Source organism: Variovorax sp. SRS16 (assembly GCF_901827165.1).
In the GTDB taxonomy this organism is placed as follows: domain Bacteria; phylum Pseudomonadota; class Gammaproteobacteria; order Burkholderiales; family Burkholderiaceae_C; genus Variovorax.
The window spans coordinates 33,212-51,694 of sequence record NZ_LR594666.1 but is presented as its reverse complement, the minus strand read 5'-3'; the positions used below and the strand labels follow the sequence as shown (position 1 = coordinate 51,694).

Genomic DNA, 18,483 nt, shown 5'->3' with positions numbered 1-18,483 from the left:
AACCACGTTTTCCATGGCCGATGCATCCGCCGCGCGCACCAAAGCGGTTTTCGAATTCAAGAGCGCGACGCTGCCGCTGATCGCGGTGATCCTCAAGACGGCGGACCTCGATGTCCTGGCCGACGCGCTCGAGGTCCAGCTCGCCGACTCGCCCGACTTCTTCGAGCAGGAGCCGGTGGTCATCGACCTCTCGCAGCTGCAGGACGAAGCGCAGGCCACGGAGATCGACTTTCCCGCGCTGCGCAGTCTGCTGGCGCGCCACCAGACGCAGCCGATCGCGGTGCGCGGCGGCAACGACGTGCAGAACGCCGCGGCGCGCGCCGCCGGCCTGTCGCTCGCGGCCATGCCCGTGGCGCCGAGCCCGCGCCCTGCCGCCCCCCCCGCCGAGCCGCGCAGCGAAGCGCCGCAGATCGTGCGCGAGGTGCCTGTGCCGGCCGGCGGCACGCTGGTGATCGACAAGCCGCTGCGCTCCGGACAGCAGGTGTATGCGCGTGGCGGCGACGTGATCGTGACGGCGGTGGTGAGCTTCGGCGCCGAGGTGATCGCGGACGGCAACGTCCACGTCTACGCGCCGCTGCGCGGCAAGGCGATCGCCGGTGCGCGCGGCGATACCGAGGCGCGCATCTTCACGACCTGCATGGAGGCGCAGCTGGTGGCGATCGCGGGCATCTACCGCACCTCGGAAGTCGCGCTGCCCGCCGAACTCGCGAGCAAGCCGGTGCAGATCGTGCTGGACGGCAAGAAACTGGTGATGAACGCGATCCTTTGACGAGGCGGGTTCGACACGACAACAACCTGACAACTGAAACAAAAAAGGATTGGGAATGGCCAAGATTGTGGTGGTGACCTCGGGCAAGGGCGGTGTCGGCAAGACGACCACGAGCGCGAGCTTTGCATCGGGGCTCGCCCTCGCGGGCAAGAAGACGGCCGTGATCGATTTCGACGTCGGGCTGCGCAACCTCGACCTGATCATGGGCTGCGAACGGCGCGTGGTGTATGACCTCATCAACGTGATCCAGGGCGAGGCCAACCTGAGCCAGGCGCTGATCAAGGACAAGCAGTGCGACAACCTGTTCGTGCTGGCCGCCTCGCAGACGCGCGACAAGGACGCGCTGACGCAGGAAGGCGTCGAGAAGATCCTCAAGGAACTCGCTGACCAGGGCTTCGACTACATCGTGTGCGATTCGCCGGCGGGCATCGAGACCGGCGCGCTGATGGCGATGCATTTCGCCGACGAGGCGCTGATCGTGACCAACCCCGAGGTCTCGTCGGTGCGCGACTCGGACCGCATCCTCGGCATGCTGGGCTCCAAGACCAAGCGGGCCAAGGAAGGCGGCGACCCGATCAAGGAGCACCTGCTGATCACGCGCTACAACCCGAATCGCGTGGCCGGCGGGCAGATGCTCTCGCTGGAGGATATCAAGGACATCCTGCGCATCAAGCTGATCGGCGTGATTCCCGAATCGGAGAGCGTGCTGCAGGCTTCCAACCAGGGCGTGCCCGCGATCCACGACACCGAAACCGACGTGGCCCAGGCTTACAGCGACGTGGTGGCGCGCTTCCTCGGCGAGGACAAGCCGATGCGCTTCGTCGATGCCGAGAAGCCGGGCTTCTTCAAGCGTATCTTCGGGAGGTAGGCATGTCATTGTTTTCGTTTCTGCTGGGCGAAAAGAAGAAGACGGCGAGCGTTGCCAAGGAGCGGCTGCAGATCATCCTCGCGCACGAGCGCAGCAGCCTCGGCGGCAAGAGGCCCGACTACCTGCCGGAGCTGCAGCGCGAGCTGATCGCGGTGATTTCCAAGTACGTTTCGATCAAGGCCGAGGACATCAAGGTACACCTCGAGAAACACGACGACCTCGAGGTGCTGCAGGTCAAGATCGAACTGCCCGACGCGGCGCTCGCGGCGCGCTGAACGCACGCGGCCTCTGGTGCGGGGCTTCCATCCGACCTCGGTGTGGGCGTATCGTCACGGCTCCAACAACCACACGGAGACATCGCACCATGGCCACCAGCAAGTCGAGCACCGCCAGCCGCACCGCCACCGCCGCGAAGAAGGCGCGCCCCACGGCCGCCAAGGCCGCGGCCGATGTCCAGGATGCCTTCGTGAAGCCGCTCAAGGGCATGGCGGAACGCTTGCAGAACCTGCCGCTGGCCGGTGCAGCGGGTGCCATCGTCGAGAGCGGGCGCAAGGATCTGCAGGCGCTGGTGCAGGCCAACGAGAAGTCCTACCAGGGGCTGCAGGCCGTGGTGCAGCGCCAGACCGAGATGCTCAAGGCATCGATCGGCGAGTGGCAGGGCGCCGTCAAGGGCATGTCGGCCGGCGACCCGCGCGAGAACCTCGCCAAGCTCGATACCATGGGCAAGGCCGCCTTCAAGCGGGCGCTGGATGACATCCGCGAACTGGCCGAGCTGGCTGCCAAGTCGCAGGCCGACGCCTTCGACGTGGTGCGCCAGCGCATCCGCGACAACGTGGACGAGGTCAGCAAGCTGCTGCTGCAGCGCAAGTGATCCGCGGCGAGCGGGGCGCGCGACCGTCGCGGCCCGGCTTCGATTCGAGAAAAAGGTCCGTGACCTCGCCGGCAGGAAGCGTACATTGGGACGACTTCATTCTTCAGCGAACGGACCGGATCACCATGGCCTCGACTCCCCAGTTGCGCACAACCCCCCATGAGGCCGCCGACGCGGCAGTTCGGGAGCGCTTGCGGCAGGGCTTGCCCGCCACGGTCGATCGCCTGCACCACCGGCAGGCCGATCAGATCGACGACGACGATATCGAGGCCTACGTCAAGCTCAACTGGCTCGAATGGCACGGCGGCGGGCTGCGCCTGACCATCACCGGGCGCAACGTGTGCGCCCAGGTGACGCCCAGCGCCGCCTGAGCCCCCGCTTCGCCCTACTGGCTGGCGATGATCTGCGCGATCACGCCGGTGGCGATCGCCGCCAGCACGTAGTCGCCGCCCACACCGACCCACTGGTAGCCGCGCGGGGGCGCCTGCAAGCGGTGGCTGCGCCAGTCGTTGACGACGTAGTTGCGGCCCCGGTACTCGGTGGGCACGCGGTCGCCGCGGTGCCATTCGGCACGCGGCTGCGGGTAGCCGTGGCGGTCGGCCTGGCGGCCCGGGCGGAAGTCCTCGTGGCCCCGCTGGTCGTGGCGTTGCGAGAAGCGGTCATTGCGCTCGGGCGAACGGTCGAAGCCGCGGTCCTGTGCGAAGGCGCTGCCGGCCATGCACATCGCGAGCACCGCTGCGGCCACCGTCATGCTTTTGGACTTGATCATCTTGGAACTCCTTTGGCGTTGATGAGGAGTCCAGTGTGGGCGGCCCATGTGTCGGCCGCGTCCCTCGCGTGTCGATTCAGCGTGAAGTCAGGTAAAGCTGCGGTTTCAGGGCAGATTGCCCTGCGGCCCCACGGGCGGCGGGCCCGACGGGCCGCGCGCGCCCAGCTTGCGGCCGAAGGCCTCGCCGACGCGGCGCAGCGGCCTGCTCGCGCGCTCGGCGGTGTTGTCGACACCGCGCCGCGTGGCATCGCCGGCGCGATCGATGCCGCGGCCGGCCGCGTCGGCGCCGTGTTCGATGCCGCCCAGCACCTTGCCGTGGCGCGGCGGCGCCTTCAGCGTGTGCGCGCGCTGCGCCTTGGGCGGGTTGTCGGCGCTTTGCGCGACGGCCAGTACGGGCAGCATCAGCGCTGCGCCGAGCGAGATGCAGACGGCCGCGCGCGAACGCACGCGGGCGGAAAGGGTTCGAGGCAATGACATCGGCGAGGGCTCCTTCATTTCAGGATTGGGTTGGCGGCGATGGCAGGTCCGCATGCGACGCGTCGGCGGCCGCGCGTGCCATGCGCTCGCTCTTCCAGTAGACATCGTCGCCACCGTCGACGCGATTGAGCACCCGCGCCAGCACGAACAGCAGATCGCTCAGGCGATTGAGGTACTGGCGCAGTGCATCGTTGAGCGCTTCATCCGCGCCCAGTGCCACGACGGCGCGCTCGGCCCGCCGCGCCACCGTGCGGCATACGTGCGCGAGCGATGCGGCACGCGTGCCGGCCGGCAGGATGAACTCAGCCAGGCGCGGCAGCGCGGCGTTGTGCTCGGCCAGTGCGTTGTCGAGCTGCAGCAGCGCCTCGGCCTTGAGCAAGGTGAAGCCCGGCATCGAAAGTTCTCCGCCGAGATTGAAGAGCTGGTGCTGGACGTCGACCAGCAGTTCGCGAACGGTCGGCGGCATCGGCTCGCACAGCAGCACGCCGATGTTCGAGTTGAGTTCGTCCACGTCGCCCATGGCCTGCACGCGCAGGTGATTCTTCGGCACGCGGGTGTTGTCGCCGAGGCCGGTGGTGCCATCGTCGCCGGTGCGCGTGGCGATCTGCGTCAGGCGGTTGCCCATATCGATGTCTTTTGAAAGTGCGGTTCGTAGAATGGTAGCCCCTCCAGGAGACTCGCCGATGAACGCCCCCACCGCCTTGACCCATCTCACCCCCGAGATCGCATTGCGCGACGTGCCCGAAGCCTTCATCGACACGCTCAAGGCGCATTTCAAGGACCGCTGCTCGACCGCCATGGCAGTGCGCACGCAGCATGGGCGCGACGAATCGTCCTTCGATGCGCCGCCCCCCTCGGCGGTGGTTTTCGCCGAGAGCACGCAGGACGTGGCCGATGCAGTGAAGCTCGCGGGCGGGTACAGCGTGCCAGTGATCGCGTTCGGCGTCGGCTCTTCGCTCGAAGGGCATCTGCTCGCGGTGCAAGGCGGCATCAGCATCGACGTGAGCCGCATGAACCGCGTACTCTCGGTCAATGCCGACGATCTCACGGTGACGGTGCAGCCCGGCGTCACGCGCAAGCAGCTGAACGAGGAGATCAAGAGCACCGGCCTCTTCTTCCCGATCGATCCCGGTGCCGACGCCTCGATCGGCGGCATGACCGCCACCCGCGCCAGCGGCACGAACGCCGTGCGCTACGGCACGATGCGCGAGAACGTGCTGGCGCTCGAGGTGGTGACGGCGAGCGGCGAAGTCATTCGCACCGGCACGCGGGCCAAGAAGTCATCGGCCGGCTACGACCTGACGCGGCTGTTCGTCGGCAGTGAAGGCACGCTCGGCGTGGTCACCGAAATCACCTTGCGCATCTATCCGCTGCCCGAGGCGGTGTCGGCGGCGATCTGTTCGTTCCCGAGCATCGAGGCGGCCGTGCGCACCACGATCGAGATCATCCAGCTCGGTGTGCCGATCGCGCGCGTCGAGCTGATCGACGTGAACACGGTGCGCATGGTGAACGCCTATGCCAAGCTCGGCCTGCGCGAGGAGCCGATGCTGCTGATGGAGTTTCACGGCTCGCCCGCGGGCGTCAAGGAGCAGGCCGAGGCAGTGCAGGAGCTGGCGAGCGGTCATGGCGGCAAGGCCTTCGAGTGGGCCAGCACGCCCGAAGAGCGGACGCGTCTGTGGACCGCGCGCCACAACAGCTACTTCGCGGCCGTTCAGTCACGCCCGGGCTGCCGCGTGATCTCGACGGACACCTGCGTGCCGATTTCGCGGCTGGCCGATTGCCTGCTCGAATCGGTGGCCGAAGCCGATGCGAGCGGTATCCCCTACTTCCTGGTCGGCCATGTGGGTGACGGCAATTTCCACTTCGGCTATCTGCTCGATCCGAACGCGCCCGAAGAGCGCGTGACCGCCGAGAAGCTGAATCACGCGCTGGTGTCGCGCGCGCTGGCACTCGAGGGCACGTGCACCGGCGAGCACGGCGTCGGCCTGCACAAGATGGATTTTCTGGTGACCGAGGCAGGGGCCGGTGCGGTCGACATGATGCGCACCATCAAGCGCGCGCTCGACCCCAGGAACATCATGAACCCGGGAAAAATATTCAGCCTGTAGCTCGCCCCAGGCTGCGGGCGACGCTCACTGCTTCTTGCGGCGTGCCGGTGCGGGTGCCGAAGTCTGCGAAGGCGCCGCGCCGCCATCGACACCCAAGCGACCGCCGCCGCCGAGGCCTTGGCCCTGGACCGTTTGCGCCTTGTAGTTGCGCAGCGAAACGACCATCTGGTTGAAGGCGTCCATGAAGGCGGCGCTGATCACCTTGCCCTGCGCCGTGTTGGTGTAGCCGCCAAGCCCGCCGGCTCCGCTGCCGCCGAAGATCGAGCCGAAGGCGCCGAAATCGGTCTTGGAAGCGCTGCCTTCGGAGGCGGCGACCTGTACGCCCGAGCGGTTGTCGATGAGCGTCAGGAGGGCACTGGCCTCCTTGGTCTGCATGTTGCCGCCGACTGCGGCAAGCACACCGCCGTAGCGGCCGCCTACCAAGCCACCGAGGGAGCCGCCCATGCCGCCCGCGTTCTGGTTGCTGAACACGATTTCAGGCGACAGACCGTAGTCGGAGGCGACCATCTGGCCGGCGCCGAAATTGCTGCCCTGGCGCATTTCGCCCGACTGCGAGAGCTGGCGCTCGCGCGACATGGCGTTCATGCCCGCCGCGCTGCGTTCGACCACGACGAAGCAGTTCGATTGCTGCACCAGGAGGCGCAGCAGGTTGGCAGTCGGCGGCAGCTTGTATTCGTTGCGCAGGATGGTGTACCAGCCGGCGGACTGGTTCTCGATCAGAGACACCGTGCCCAGCGGGGAAGCGCATCGTTCGAGTGCACCGCTGGCGTTGGTGGAAGCCGTGCCGGCCGCGCTGCCGGTGGCCACCGTCTTCGCGCTCTGGCTGCCCATCTGCATGTCGGTGGTTTCGCAGCCGGTCAAGAGCAAGGTCGCCGCCGCAATCGTTGCGAGCGGAAGTGTGGCGAGGCGCATGATCGATCCCTCCTAAAACTTAAGGTTATCAAAGTTAAAAAATGTAGCCGTCGAGCATATGCGCAACGGTGCGGGCGAATCAATTGCCCGGAAGGGGGGAAATGCGCCGGAAGAAACTAGGCCGTTTGGCGGATGCGCTCGATCAGCCCATTGAGGGCATCGAGCGAGCCGAAATGAATGGCGAGCTCGCCGCTTTCCTCGACCTTGCCGCCGCGCTTGTGGCGCTTCTTGATTCGAACCTCGACTTCGGCTGCCAGCAGATCGGCCAGTTCTTCCTCGACCCGTTCGAGGTCGCGTGACTTCGCACCGGCACTGCGGCGCGGCGAGGGCTTGAGACTGAACTCGGCGGCCAGTTTCTTCACCAGCGCCTCGGCCTCGCGCACCGACAGCTTCTTGGCCGCAATCTGGTTGGCGGCGGTGATCTGGGTGCCCTTGTCCAGCGACAACAAGGCACGGGCATGCCCCATGTCGATGTCGCCAGCCATTAGCATGGCCTGCGCCGGTTCGGCGAGGTTCAACAGGCGCAGCAGATTGCTGGCCGCGCTGCGCGAGCGGCCCACGGCCTGGGCCGCGGTTTCATGAGTGAGCCCAAACTCAGCTACAAGACGTTGCAAGCCCTGAGCTTCCTCCAGCGGATTCAGATCCTCGCGCTGGATATTCTCGATCAGCGACATGGCCGCGGCCGCCTCGTTGGGCACATCGCGCACCAGCACGGGTACGCTGTCGAGGCCGGCCAGGCCGGCTGCGCGGAAGCGGCGTTCGCCGGCGATGATTTCGAATTCGGCGTTCTTGGTCCGCGCCATCTCGGGATCGAGACGCCGGACCAGGATGGGCTGCATGATCCCCTGCGCCTTGATGCTCTCCGCCAGTTCGTAGAGCGCACCCTCGTCCATGCGGGTTCGCGGCTGATAAACGCCTGGCACCATCTGGTCGAGATTCAACGTGGTGGGATTCGGAGGTGCGGCATCGCCGGCGTCCGCGGCGTCCGGCCCGTTGAAGGTGGGCCCGAGCAGGGCTTCGAGTCCGCGGCCGAGGCCCTTGGGTTTTTTGGTGGCCATGGAAATCAATTTTCTTTCAGTAGGTCGTTCAGCAGCTTTCGCCCCTCGGGCCAGTCGCCGAGGCCGGATTCGCCGTTGAGGTGGCCGCGCAAACCCGCATCGAGGTAGTCCGCACCCCAAGCGCGCGCCATCTCGCGAGAACGTTCGGCTTCGCAGTACGGGTCGTTGCGTGCTGCGACCAGCAACGAGCGAAATGGGAGGGCTTGCCACACGATCGGTGCCCAGCCGGGGATCATCTGGCGAATGTCCTCGCGTTCCAGATCGCCCGGCGCGACCAGCAACGCGGCGCGCACCTTGTGCGTGTTGCGCGAATGAGCAGCCCAGGCGGCAACGAGGATGCACCCGAGGCTGTGCGCGACGAGCATCACAGGCGCGGGCGCGGCCAGCACTTCTTCCTCGAGGCGCGCCGACCAGTCGCCGCGCAAGGGCCGCATCCAATCGTGCTGATCGACGCGATGATCGCCATGGATCAACTCCCAGCGGCTTTGCCAGTGCGCGGGACCGCTGTTCTGCCAGCCTGGCAGGAGGAGGGTTTTCGAGACAGCCATCAGCCTTGAAATCGATCGCCGTCGACGCTTTTTCCTTCGGGCACGTCAGATCCCGTCGGCATCTTGAACGGCCGCGGGCGGCACGTTGACAGGGCTGGCTGCCGCGACCGGAGGCGCAGCGGGCGGGATGGGTGCGAAGGCGCTGGCCGGCGGCATTTTTTTGACCAGTTCCTCCGCGAAGGCGACAAATGCCAGGCTGCCCTTGGCGGCAGGGTCGAAGACCACGCCCGGAAGGCCGTAGCTCGGTGCCTCGGCCAACCGCACATTGCGCGGGATCACTGTATCGAAGACCTTGTCGCCGAAGTGCGCCTTGAGCTGCTCGCTGACCTGTTGTTGAAGCGTGACGCGCGGATCGAACATGACGCGCAGCAGCCCGATGATCTGCAGATTCTTGTTGAGGTTGGCGTGCACCTGCTTGATGGTGTTGACCAGGTCCGTCAGGCCTTCGAGCGCGAAATACTCGCATTGCATCGGAACGATCACGCCATGCGCGGCGCACAGCCCGTTGAGCGTGAGCAGGCTCAAGCTCGGCGGGCAGTCGATCAGAATGAAGTCGTACTCGGCTCCGACGGCTGCCAGCGCCGTGCGCAGCCGCTTTTCGCGCCTGTCCAGCGCCACCATTTCGACCTCGGCGCCCGCAAGTTCGCGGTTCGCGCCCAACACGTCGTAGCCGCACCTGTCGGCCTTGACCCGCGCTTCGGCAACCGAAGCCGACTCCAATAGCACGTCGTAGACCGTGGTTTCCAGTTTGCGCTTGTCGACGCCTGAGCCCATGGTCGCATTGCCTTGAGGATCGAGATCGATCATCAACACACGCTGATCCACCTTGGCCAAACCAGCGGCCAGATTGACCGTGGTGGTCGTCTTGCCGACGCCGCCCTTCTGATTGGCAATACAAAAGATCTTCGCCATGGATCAGGCGCCTCGCCGGGCGGGCAGGAAAGGACTCAGGCCAGGCTTGATCATCGAGAGACGGCCAGCTTGACACCGAAGGCGATCAGAAAGACGCCTGCCAGTTTTTCGAAGGTGCGCGAAATGCGCGGATTGGCCCGCAAACGCTCGGCCAGAAAATGCGTGAGCAGCGTGGCCGAAAGACCGTAGACGAAGGTGAGCACGGCGATGGTGAGGGCCATCACGGCGAAGGTGGTGAGCCCTTGATGGCGAACCGGATCCACGAACAGCGGAAAGAATGCCATATAGAAGACGATGGCCTTGGGATTCATCAGGGTGATCATCAGCGCCTGCCGCAGGTAGTGGCCTGGGCGAATATTGAGAATCGGAGCGGCACCCGGCTTGGCCGTCAGCATCTTGAACCCCAGCCATGCCAGATAGGCTGCGCCAAGCCACTGAACAGTCTTGAAGGCCGTCGGATAGGCGGCCAGCAAGGCCGCGACACCGGCCACGGCCGCCCACATCAGGACCTGGTCGCCGGCGATCACGCCCATCGTGGCAGCCAGGCCCGCTCGAATTCCACCCTTCCCCGTCGAAGTGATCAGCGCCAGATTCCCTGGTCCGGGGATCGCAAGAAAGAGAAGGATGGCCGCGACAAATGCGCCGTAGTCAGCGATACCAAACATGAAATTACCTGGGATGGGAGAGCGTCGAGTCTAAGCGAGGTCCAAGCGCCACACCCATCAAGAGAGGCGTTTTCGTGCCCAGACGATGCATCTCTCGGCGTCCAGCCCAGGAACATTCAGTTGTTCCACGTGAAACACATCGATATCGGAAGGCAACTGCGCAAGCTCGTCGCTCGGCACCCTCCCCTTCATGGCAAGCCAGACGCCTTCTTCGGCCAACAGCTGCCGGGACTGGCGAAAGAAGTCCGGTAGCGACGCGAAGGCGCGCGAGCTGACGATGTCGTAACTGCCACTCAATGCCTCGACGCGCGCGTGCAATCCGCGGAGATTGGCGAGCTCCAACTCAGCGGTCACTTGCTGCACAAATGCCGCCTTCTTCGCCACCGCGTCGAGACAAGTGACATGAATATCGTCCCTCAGGATGGCGATGACGACGCCTGGCAAGCCAGCCCCTGCGCCAACGTCCAGCAGTGTCGCGCCACTCGGCCGCTCACGACGAAGAGGCCCCGCCACCGCCAAGCTGTCGAGCAAGTGATGGGTCAGCACGGTGGCCGGGTCTCTCAACGCAGTCAGGTTGTAGACCTTGTTCCATTTGAGAATCAGAACGCTGTAGGCCAGCAGTTGCTCGCATTGGCGATCGGTCAACTCGATGCCGAGCGCGGAAGCGCCTTCGCGCAGCAGGCGATCCTGGCTCATTCCGCGATCTGAGGCTCAGCCGCCTCCACTCCGGGTCGCGGCGTGAAGGCGCGGTACCCGCCCTTCCGGAGATGGACCATGAGCAGGGAGATCGCCGCCGGCGTCACCCCCGAAATGCGGGAAGCCATGCCCAATGTGTCCGGGCGGTGCTTCGCAAGCTTCTGCCTCACTTCGAAACTCAGCGCCGCAACCTGGTGATAATCCAGATCCAAGGGCAACCTGAGATTCTCGAAATGCGCTGCCCGCTCCACCTCATCGTGCTGACGATCGATGTAGCCCGAATACTTTGCCGCGATTTCGATCTGCTCGATCTCGACCTCGCCCAACAACTCGGCGCCCGCGTATTTACCACCATCGAGCGACATCAAGGCGTCGTAACTCACATTGGGCCTGCGCAGCAGATCGCCCAGGCTGTATTCATGCTCGATGGCCTTGCCGAGCACGCGCTCGGACTCGCTCGCCGGCAGATTGCGAGGATTGACCCAAATCGATGCCAACCGCTGTGTTTCACGTGAAACAAGATCGCGTTTGCGCGAAAACGCATCCCAGCGCGCATCGTCGACCAAACCCAGCTTGCGCCCCGCCTCTGTGAGACGCATATCGGCATTGTCTTCGCGCAGCTGAAGCCGGAACTCGGCCCGGCTGGTGAACATGCGGTACGGCTCAGTGACCCCTTTGGTAATCAGGTCATCTACCAGAACGCCGAGATAGGCCTCGTCGCGACGGGGCAGCCACGGGGCTTCCGCTCGGCATTGCAATGCGGCATTGACGCCAGCAAAGAGCCCTTGGGCGGCCGCTTCTTCGTAGCCGGTCGTCCCATTGATTTGGCCTGCGAAGAAAAGTCCCTGAATCGCTCGTGTCTCGAAACTGCTCTTGAGTTCTCGCGGATCGAAGTAGTCGTATTCGATCGCATAGCCGGGTCGGAGAATGTGCGCGTTCTCCAGCCCCGCCATCGAACGGACCAGCCGGTACTGAATGTCGAACGGCAAGCTCGTCGAAATGCCGTTCGGGTAGTACTCGTTGGTCGACAGGCCCTCGGGCTCCAGGAAAATCTGATGGCTTTCCTTGTCCGCAAAGCGGTTGATCTTGTCTTCCACGCTCGGGCAATAGCGCGGCCCGATGCCGTCGATCTTGCCGGTGAACATCGGGCTGCGATCGAAGCCGGAGCGGATGATCTCGTGGGTGCGGCTGTTCGTGTTGGTGATCCAGCACGCCATTTGCCGTGGATGCATCTCGGCGCGGCCCATGAAGCTGAAGACTGGCATGGCATCCGCACCGCCCGGCATGCCATCGCCGGGTTGCTCGGTGCACTTCGAAAAATCGATGCTCCTGCCATCGAGTCGCGGCGGCGTTCCCGTCTTGAGCCGCCCTTGCGGCAGCTTCAGTTCCTTGAGGCGTGCCGACAAGCTGATGGCGGGCGGATCACCGGCGCGGCCAGCCCGGTAGTTATCCAGACCCACATGGATGCGGCCGTCGAGAAAGGTGCCCGCCGTCAACACCACGGTCCGCGCGCGAAAGCCAATGCCCACTTGCGTGATGGCGCCCACCACACGGTCGCCCTCGATCATCAGATCGTCGACCGCTTGCTGAAACAGCCATAGATTCGGTTGGTTTTCCAGCCGATGGCGGATCGCCGCCTTGTAGAGCACACGATCTGCCTGCGCACGCGTCGCCCGAACGGCTGGGCCCTTGCTCGAATTGAGAATTCGAAACTGAATCCCCGCCTCATCGGTCGCGAGGGCCATGGCGCCGCCCAGCGCATCGATCTCCCTGACCAGATGTCCCTTGCCGATGCCGCCGATCGAGGGGTTGCAGCTCATCTGTCCCAGCGTCTCGATATTGTGGGTCAACAGCAAGGTGCGCACGCCCATGCGTGCGGCCGCCAACGCAGCCTCGGTGCCGGCATGGCCGCCGCCAACGACGATCACATCAAATTCTTCGGGATACAGCATGAAGTGGAGCGCATCTGCGCGCGGCGCGAAAGGGCGATGATTTTAATCGCCAAGCCCACTCTGTGCGACTGCAAGGGACAAAGCCCGAGCCGCGTATTCCATTGCCTCGCCTGGATTTGATGCTATCTTTTTTATAGCATCATCGCCGTCCTGCCTTCGGGCTGCGACGGACCGCCGCGAGGAATCTAGCGCTTCCCGGCTTTTTGCAGGCCGCAGGCGCGCGGGCGGCGCTTGTTTCCGACCTGCCAGTTCGACTGCGTCACGTGCAACACCCGCACGGCGCGATGAGCGGGACTTTGCAGCAGCACCACCAAAGGCCGCACGCGTGGCCACCGCGGAACAAGCTGCGCCATCAGTCCAACGCCTTCTTCACCGCGCCAACCCCCAGCGCCGCAAGCACCAGGAACACGACGGCCAGGATCAGGAACAGCCCGAACAGAACCTTCGCGATGCCAGCCGCGCCTGCCGCCACACCGCCGAAGCCCAGCGCACCGGCCACCAGCGAGATGACGGCGAATACGATCGCGTACTTCAACATGAGCAATCTCCTTCGTGCGGACATCCGCCGCACCGCGAGGGAGCATAGGAAGCGCCCGGCCTTGTCCCGATAGTCGCTCCTCGCAACGCGTCGTAGGACAAAACGCGATCGCCATAAACCGCTAGCATCGGCTCAGTTCGCAAGAACGTTTCCCATCCTCTGGAGTCATCGCATGAAGCTGTACTACTCGCCGGGCGCCTGCTCGCTGTCCCCTCACATCGCGCTGCGCGAAGCCGGACTGGCCTTCGAACCCGTGCTCGCCAGCACCAAGAGCCACAAGCTGCAGGACGGCACCGACTACTACGGCATCAACCCCCTCGGCTATGTGCCGATGCTCGAGCTCGACGACGGCACGCGGCTGCGCGAAGGGCCGGCCATCGTCCAGTACATCGCCGACCTCGCGCCCACCAAGAATCTGGCGCCCGCCAATGGCACGCTGTCGCGCTACCGGCTGCAGGAATGGCTGACCTTCATCGGCACCGAGATCCACAAGGGCTTCTCGCCGATGTTCAACCCCAACATGCCCGAAGAAGCCAAGACCATCGCGAAGAACAAGCTCAAGGCGCGCTACGAATGGTTGAACAGTGAGCTCGAAGGCAAGGACTACCTGATGGGCGAGCACTTCACCGTCGCCGACGGCTATCTCTTCACCGTCACCAACTGGGCCAAGCCCACCGGCTTCGACCTGTCGCCCTATCCCAACGTGCAGTCCTGGCATGCACGCGTCGGCGCGCGTCCTGCCGTGCAGGAAGCACTGAAGGCGGAAGCACCGAGCAAGTAGGCGCCATCGGGTCGTCTGGCGCTCACCGCGGCAGCGGCCGTTGTCGCGATGCGAGCGCGGCCCCCATCCACAGCGTGACCGCCGACGCCACGAGCCCGCGCGCGAGGCCGCCGGCGCCGTCGGAGATCCAGCCGGTCACCGTCGGCCCGACGATCTGCCCGAAAGCGAAGACGATCGTAAAGGCGCTGATGCCGGTCGCCCATTGGGTCGGCGGCAGGTTGTGGCGCACGAGCGCCGTGGTCGAGGCGACCACCGACAGAAACACCGCACCGAACAAAAGCCCGGAAACCAGAGTCCAGGGCCACGCATGGCTCAGCACCGGCAGCAGCGTGGCGATGCCCAGAAGGGCGTTGAGTACGGCCTGCGGGCCGCCACCGCGATAGCGGTCCAGCAGGCCGGCCCATAGCCGTGACGACGCAATGCACGCGACGCCCAGCAAGGCATAGAACATCGTGATCTCGCCCGCGCGGGCGCCCTGCTCGCGCAGCAGGGCGATCACGAAAGTCATGTAGCCGATGTAGCCGGCGCCGAACAACGCATAGGCCGCCAGCGCCCAACCGAGCCGCCCGACGCGCGCGTGCACCCCATGGGACCCGGATGCAGCGGACGCTGCGAACGCCCCGCCGTGCATGGCCCGCGTGGCCGCCCACAGCACCGCCGTCGCAGCGCCGCTCGCGAGCGCGAGCGTCCACCAGGCCCAGGCCCAGCCGTGGTCATGCCGCGCCGCCGCCTGCAGCACCGGTGGCACCAGCAGCGCCGACAGCATGATGCCGAAGCCCGTGCCGCCGTAGTACAGCCCCAACAGAAGCCCCATGCGCCCGGGCTGCATCGCACCGAGTCGCGTCGCCAGCAGGCCGCCCGCGACAAAGACCCATGCGCTCGCCAGACCCGCCAGCAGCCGCTGCAGCAGCAATGCCGGCGCCGAAATGAAAAAGCCACTCGCCGCCATGAAAAGACTGGCCCACACGGCGCCGCCGACCAGCAAACGGACCGGGCCGAAGCGCCGCAGCAGGGCCGGCGTCATCAGCGCGCCGAGCAGATAGCCGGCGGCGTTCGCCGTGTTCATGCCGCCCGCCAGCGTGTAGCTCCAGCCCAGGTCCGCACGCATCGGCGGCAGCAGCAACGCAAAGGAAAAGCGCGTGATGCCCAGCGACACGGCCGCGCCCAGCGACAACGCGAGTGCGAGCCGAAGCGCATGCGCAGGCGTGAGCGTGGCGGCAGTCGTCGTCATGGGGAGGCCGCCATTCTGCGGCAATTGCCTACCAGCAAACCGACAACCCCGCGGCAGCAGGGCTGCACGGGCTCGTTTACCGTCGGCCTTGTTTTCTTCCACCTTCATCCGTCCGATCACGATGTCCTCCCTCTTCGAACCTCTCCAGGCCGGCGACCTGCAGCTCGCCAACCGCATCGTCATGGCCCCGCTCACGCGCAACCGTTCGCCCGATGCCGTGCCGCGTGACATCGCCGCCACCTACTACGCACAGCGCGCCAGCGCCGGCCTGCTGATCACCGAGGCCACCGCCATCAGCCACCAGGGACAAGGCTATGCCGACGTGCCGGGCCTTTACGGCACCGAGCAGCTCGATGCGTGGAAACGCGTGACCGATGCGGTGCACGCAAAGGACGGCAAGATCGTCGTGCAGCTCTGGCACGTCGGCCGCGTCTCGCACACGGAGCTGCAGCCGGAGAGCGGCCAGCCGGTCGCGCCCTCGGCCATCACGGCCAGGACCAAGACCGTGCTCATCAAGGACGGCGTGCCGACCTTCGTCGAAACCTCCGCGCCGCGCGCACTCGACGCCGCCGAGCTGCCCGGCATCGTCCACACCTATGCCGCGGCCGCGCGCAATGCCGTCGAGACGGCCGGCTTCGATGGCGTCGAGGTGCACGGTGCCAACGGCTACCTGCTCGACCAGTTCCTCAAGACCAGCAGCAACCAGCGCACCGACGACTACGGCGGCCGCATCGAAAACCGCGCCCGCCTGCTGCTCGAAGTGACGCGTGCTGTCGTCGACGCGGTCGGCGGTGGGAGAACCGGCATTCGACTGTCGCCGGTCACCCCCTCGAACGACGTGCATGACGATGACCCGCAACCGCTGTTCGACTACGTCGTGCGGCAATTGGCCCCGCTCGGCCTCGCCTACATCCACATCATCGAAGGCGCCACCGGCGGTCCGCGCGACATCGAGGACCGGCCCTTCGACTACGAGGCGCTCAAGGCTGCATACCGCAAGGCCGGCGGCAAAGGCGCCTGGATGGTCAACAACGGCTACGACAAGCCGCTCGCCGAAGAGGCGCTGAGGGAAGGCGACGACCTCGTGGCTTTCGGCAAGCCCTTCATCTCCAACCCGGACCTGGTGCGCCGCCTGCGCGAAGGCGCAGCGCTCAATCCGTGGGACAAGAACACCTTCTACGGCGGCGACGAGAAGGGCTACACCGACTATCCCGCACTGGCCTGAGCGGCCGGACGGCTGCTCAGTCCGGCCCGAAGGCCAGGCTCACGCGCAAGCCGCCCTCATCCGTCGCCTTGGCGAACATGAGTTCGGCGCCGAGCAGCTTCGCGTAACGCGCCACGATCGCGAGCCCCAGCCCGGCGCCCTGCCCCAGCATGTGGCCGGCCGGCCCCTGCGACCAGCGTTGCGTCAGGTCGCGCTGCAGCTCGGGCGGGATGCCGGGACCGTCGTCGACCACGCCGAGCGTACGGCCGGCCAGCTCGATGGTGATCGTGCGGCCGCCATAGCGCAGCGCGTTGTCGATCAGGTTGTCGAGCACGCCTTCGACCAGCGCAGCATTCGCCTGCACCGTCACCGCATCGTCGAGCCCGCGCGCCCCCAGGTCCACGCCGCGCGCATCGGCACGCGCCAGATGGCGCAGCACGGCCTGCTCCGCCAGCTGATCAAGCCGCAGCGGCTCGCGCGGCAGCCCCGCATGCCCTTCGTCGGCCAGCGCCAGGCCCAGCAGCTGGTCGACCAGGTGGCTGGCGCGCGCCTGGCTCGCGGCGATGCGTTCGAGCTGTTCGCGCCACACCGCGGGCGTCGATTGCGCCAGCCCGTACTCCGCGAGCGCGCGGATGCCGGCCAGCGGCGTGCGCAGTTCGTGCGCCACGTTGCCGGCGAACTCGCGCTGCGCGCGCACGCTGTGGCCGAGCCGTTCGAACAATGCGTTGACGGCATCGCCGAGCCGCTCGAGTTCGCGCGACGTGTGCGCCACCACCACCGGCGACAGGTCCTGCGCATCGCGCCGATCGAGCGCGCGCTGCAGTCCGCCGAGCGGACGCAGATCGCGCTCGATGCCCCGCCACAGCCAGGTCGCGAGCACCAGCAGCAGCACGCATTGCGGCGCCAGCGAATAGACCAGCAGGCGCTCCAGCATCGCGGTGCGCGCGCGCGTGGTCTGCGCGATCACCACGTGGTAGGCGTCCGGCGTCTCGTGCCTCAGCACCACGGCGCGCAGCTGCTTGCCCTGATAGCTCACGTCGGAGAAGCGATAGCGTTCGCCGCCGTCGGGCATCGGCGCCTGCAGGCCTGCATGGCCCGCGAGCAGCGAGCCGTCTGGCCGCAGCACCGCGAAGTACACCGCCTCGGTCTGGTCGAACAGCACGGTCGTGACTTCGCGCGGCGACAGCAGCAGCTCGATGCCGCGCTCGCCCGCCTGCACGTTGGCCGACACCGAATAGGCATCGTCGAGCATGGCGCGGTCGAAGGCCTGTTCGGTGAAGTAGTTCGCGATGACCAGCGCCACCGCGGTGCCGACCAGCCAGGTCAATGCCAGCGGCAGCAACACATGCCGCAGCACGCGCGCGGTCAGCGACGGCGCGTTCGCCGCGGTGACGCGCGCCGCTTCGCTCACTCCTCCGCTTCCAGCAGATAGCCGATGCCGCGCAAGGTACGGATGCCGGCGCCGCTGCCGGCGAGCTTCTTGCGCAGCCGCGAGATGAAGGCCTCGAGCGCGTTGTCGCCGAGCGATTCGTCGAAGGTCGACAGCTTGTCCGACATGGCGCGCTTGCTGACCGTGCGGCCCGGCGGGCTCATCAGTTCCCACAGCACCTCGAACTCCCGTGCCGGCAGGTCGAGCGGAACGCCCGCGACGGCGAAGCGCCGCGCCTTGCGATCCAGTTTCAGCCGGCCCAGCGTCGCGACGTCCTCCGTGCCTTGCGCGCGACGCACCAGCGCGCGCAGGCGCGCCTCGACCTCGGCCAGGTCGAAGGGCTTGCCGAGGTAATCGTCGGCGCCGGCATCCAGCCCCGCGATGCGTTCCTCGGTGCGATCGCGCGCGGTCAGCACCAGCACCGGCGTCCGGTCGCCGCGTGCGCGCGCGTGGCGCAGCGTGGTCAACCCGCTGGCCAGCCCGCTGGTCGGACTGGCCGTGGCCGGCAGGTTGAGATCGAGCAGCACCGCATCGAAGGGCTGCACGCGCCACAGGTGATCGGCGTCTTCCACATTCGCCGCCACATCGACGCGATGACCCGCGTCGCGCAGGCTTCGCAGCATCACGTCGCGCAGCACCGCATCGTCTTCGACCAACATGATTCGCATGGGATGACTCGCAATAAAAGAGGTACG

The 18,483-nt window shown here is 66.2% G+C and carries 23 protein-coding genes; 8 read left to right on the top strand and 15 right to left on the bottom strand.

Annotated elements, in window-relative coordinates; translation table 11 throughout:
* Positions 1 to 13 precede the first annotated feature (13 nt).
* The 5 genes from minC (at position 14) to E5P2_RS00235 (ending at position 2,879) form a co-directional block, all read left to right on the top strand.
* On the top strand, positions 14 to 769 hold the full coding sequence (gene minC, locus E5P2_RS00255) for a septum site-determining protein MinC (protein WP_162565182.1): 756 nt from the start codon (positions 14 to 16) through the stop codon (positions 767 to 769).
* Positions 770 to 824: 55 nt separating this feature from the next.
* Complete coding sequence (minD, locus tag E5P2_RS00250) at positions 825 to 1,637, top strand: septum site-determining protein MinD (protein WP_162565181.1); 813 nt, start codon at positions 825 to 827, stop codon at positions 1,635 to 1,637.
* Between the two features lie 2 nt (positions 1,638 to 1,639).
* Positions 1,640 to 1,912 carry a cell division topological specificity factor MinE gene (minE, locus tag E5P2_RS00245; protein ID WP_162565180.1) on the top strand — a complete coding sequence of 91 codons (273 nt, stop codon included), beginning with the start codon at positions 1,640 to 1,642 and terminating at the stop codon, positions 1,910 to 1,912.
* An 89-nt stretch (positions 1,913 to 2,001) separates the two neighbouring features.
* The gene (gene phaP / locus E5P2_RS00240; RefSeq protein WP_162565179.1) at positions 2,002 to 2,508 is read left to right on the top strand and encodes a TIGR01841 family phasin; all 507 of its coding nucleotides are present in this window, start codon (positions 2,002 to 2,004) and stop codon (positions 2,506 to 2,508) included.
* Positions 2,509 to 2,633: 125 nt separating this feature from the next.
* Complete coding sequence (locus E5P2_RS00235) at positions 2,634 to 2,879, top strand: hypothetical protein (protein ID WP_162565178.1); 246 nt, start codon at positions 2,634 to 2,636, stop codon at positions 2,877 to 2,879.
* Positions 2,880 to 2,893: 14 nt separating this feature from the next.
* Here E5P2_RS00235 and E5P2_RS00230 read toward each other — a convergent pair whose 3' ends face one another.
* From E5P2_RS00230 to E5P2_RS00220, 3 genes are all read right to left on the bottom strand, one after another.
* Positions 2,894 to 3,277 carry an RcnB family protein gene (locus tag E5P2_RS00230; RefSeq protein ID WP_162565177.1) on the bottom strand — a complete coding sequence of 128 codons (384 nt, stop codon included), beginning with the start codon at positions 3,275 to 3,277 and terminating at the stop codon, positions 2,894 to 2,896.
* 105 nt (positions 3,278 to 3,382) lie between these two features.
* Positions 3,383 to 3,754, bottom strand: a complete 372-nt coding sequence (locus tag E5P2_RS00225) for a hypothetical protein (RefSeq protein ID WP_162565176.1) — start codon at positions 3,752 to 3,754, stop codon at positions 3,383 to 3,385.
* A gap of 19 nt (positions 3,755 to 3,773) precedes the next feature.
* Positions 3,774 to 4,379: a cob(I)yrinic acid a,c-diamide adenosyltransferase gene (locus E5P2_RS00220; protein ID WP_162565175.1), complete on the bottom strand. Its 606-nt coding sequence runs from the start codon at positions 4,377 to 4,379 to the stop codon at positions 3,774 to 3,776.
* Positions 4,380 to 4,437: 58 nt separating this feature from the next.
* On the opposite strand from E5P2_RS00220, the gene E5P2_RS00215 reads away from it, so the two are divergent.
* Positions 4,438 to 5,862 carry an FAD-binding oxidoreductase gene (locus tag E5P2_RS00215; RefSeq protein ID WP_162565174.1) on the top strand — a complete coding sequence of 475 codons (1,425 nt, stop codon included), beginning with the start codon at positions 4,438 to 4,440 and terminating at the stop codon, positions 5,860 to 5,862.
* A gap of 24 nt (positions 5,863 to 5,886) precedes the next feature.
* Here E5P2_RS00215 and E5P2_RS00210 read toward each other — a convergent pair whose 3' ends face one another.
* The 9 genes from E5P2_RS00210 to E5P2_RS00170 all read right to left on the bottom strand — a co-directional run bounded on the left by E5P2_RS00210 (position 5,887) and on the right by E5P2_RS00170 (position 13,143).
* Entirely contained in the window at positions 5,887 to 6,774 is an 888-nt protein-coding gene (locus tag E5P2_RS00210; protein WP_162565173.1) for a CsgG/HfaB family protein, read from the bottom strand.
* Positions 6,775 to 6,890: 116 nt separating this feature from the next.
* Positions 6,891 to 7,832, bottom strand: a complete 942-nt coding sequence (locus tag E5P2_RS00205) for a ParB/RepB/Spo0J family partition protein (protein ID WP_162565172.1) — start codon at positions 7,830 to 7,832, stop codon at positions 6,891 to 6,893.
* Positions 7,833 to 7,837: 5 nt separating this feature from the next.
* On the bottom strand, positions 7,838 to 8,380 hold the full coding sequence (locus E5P2_RS00200) for an RBBP9/YdeN family alpha/beta hydrolase (protein ID WP_162565171.1): 543 nt from the start codon (positions 8,378 to 8,380) through the stop codon (positions 7,838 to 7,840).
* Between the two features lie 45 nt (positions 8,381 to 8,425).
* Positions 8,426 to 9,292, bottom strand: a complete 867-nt coding sequence (locus E5P2_RS00195) for a ParA family protein (protein ID WP_232076915.1) — start codon at positions 9,290 to 9,292, stop codon at positions 8,426 to 8,428.
* Between the two features lie 50 nt (positions 9,293 to 9,342).
* Positions 9,343 to 9,957 carry a LysE family transporter gene (locus E5P2_RS00190; protein WP_162565170.1) on the bottom strand — a complete coding sequence of 205 codons (615 nt, stop codon included), beginning with the start codon at positions 9,955 to 9,957 and terminating at the stop codon, positions 9,343 to 9,345.
* A 57-nt stretch (positions 9,958 to 10,014) separates the two neighbouring features.
* Positions 10,015 to 10,653, bottom strand: coding sequence for a 16S rRNA (guanine(527)-N(7))-methyltransferase RsmG (rsmG, locus tag E5P2_RS00185; RefSeq protein ID WP_162565169.1), 639 nt, complete (start codon positions 10,651 to 10,653; stop codon positions 10,015 to 10,017).
* The gene (gene mnmG / locus E5P2_RS00180; RefSeq protein WP_162565168.1) at positions 10,650 to 12,605 is read right to left on the bottom strand and encodes a tRNA uridine-5-carboxymethylaminomethyl(34) synthesis enzyme MnmG; all 1,956 of its coding nucleotides are present in this window, start codon (positions 12,603 to 12,605) and stop codon (positions 10,650 to 10,652) included. The genes rsmG and mnmG overlap by 4 nt, the downstream gene beginning before the upstream one ends.
* A gap of 185 nt (positions 12,606 to 12,790) precedes the next feature.
* Positions 12,791 to 12,958 (bottom strand): hypothetical protein, encoded by a 168-nt coding sequence (locus E5P2_RS00175; protein ID WP_174262625.1) that lies wholly within the window; start codon positions 12,956 to 12,958, stop codon positions 12,791 to 12,793.
* Positions 12,958 to 13,143, bottom strand: a complete 186-nt coding sequence (locus E5P2_RS00170; protein WP_162565167.1) for a DUF1328 family protein — start codon at positions 13,141 to 13,143, stop codon at positions 12,958 to 12,960. The genes E5P2_RS00175 and E5P2_RS00170 overlap by 1 nt, the downstream gene beginning before the upstream one ends.
* Positions 13,144 to 13,315: 172 nt before the next feature.
* Here E5P2_RS00170 and gstA point away from each other — a divergent pair, with 172 nt between their 5' ends.
* Positions 13,316 to 13,924, top strand: coding sequence for a glutathione transferase GstA (gstA, locus tag E5P2_RS00165; RefSeq protein WP_162565166.1), 609 nt, complete (start codon positions 13,316 to 13,318; stop codon positions 13,922 to 13,924).
* Positions 13,925 to 13,946: 22 nt separating this feature from the next.
* On the opposite strand, the gene E5P2_RS00160 is transcribed toward gstA, so the two are convergent.
* On the bottom strand, positions 13,947 to 15,155 hold the full coding sequence (locus E5P2_RS00160) for a YbfB/YjiJ family MFS transporter (protein WP_162565165.1): 1,209 nt from the start codon (positions 15,153 to 15,155) through the stop codon (positions 13,947 to 13,949).
* Between the two features lie 121 nt (positions 15,156 to 15,276).
* Here E5P2_RS00160 and E5P2_RS00155 point away from each other — a divergent pair, with 121 nt between their 5' ends.
* A complete protein-coding gene (locus E5P2_RS00155) occupies positions 15,277 to 16,380 on the top strand; it encodes an alkene reductase (RefSeq protein ID WP_162565164.1) in 1,104 nt (367 codons plus the stop codon).
* A gap of 16 nt (positions 16,381 to 16,396) precedes the next feature.
* Here E5P2_RS00155 and E5P2_RS00150 read toward each other — a convergent pair whose 3' ends face one another.
* Positions 16,397 to 17,770 (bottom strand): sensor histidine kinase, encoded by a 1,374-nt coding sequence (locus E5P2_RS00150; protein WP_162565163.1) that lies wholly within the window; start codon positions 17,768 to 17,770, stop codon positions 16,397 to 16,399.
* The gene (locus E5P2_RS00145; RefSeq protein WP_162565162.1) at positions 17,767 to 18,456 is read right to left on the bottom strand and encodes a response regulator transcription factor; all 690 of its coding nucleotides are present in this window, start codon (positions 18,454 to 18,456) and stop codon (positions 17,767 to 17,769) included. The genes E5P2_RS00150 and E5P2_RS00145 overlap by 4 nt, the downstream gene beginning before the upstream one ends.
* Between the last annotated feature and the right edge of the window lie 27 nt (positions 18,457 to 18,483).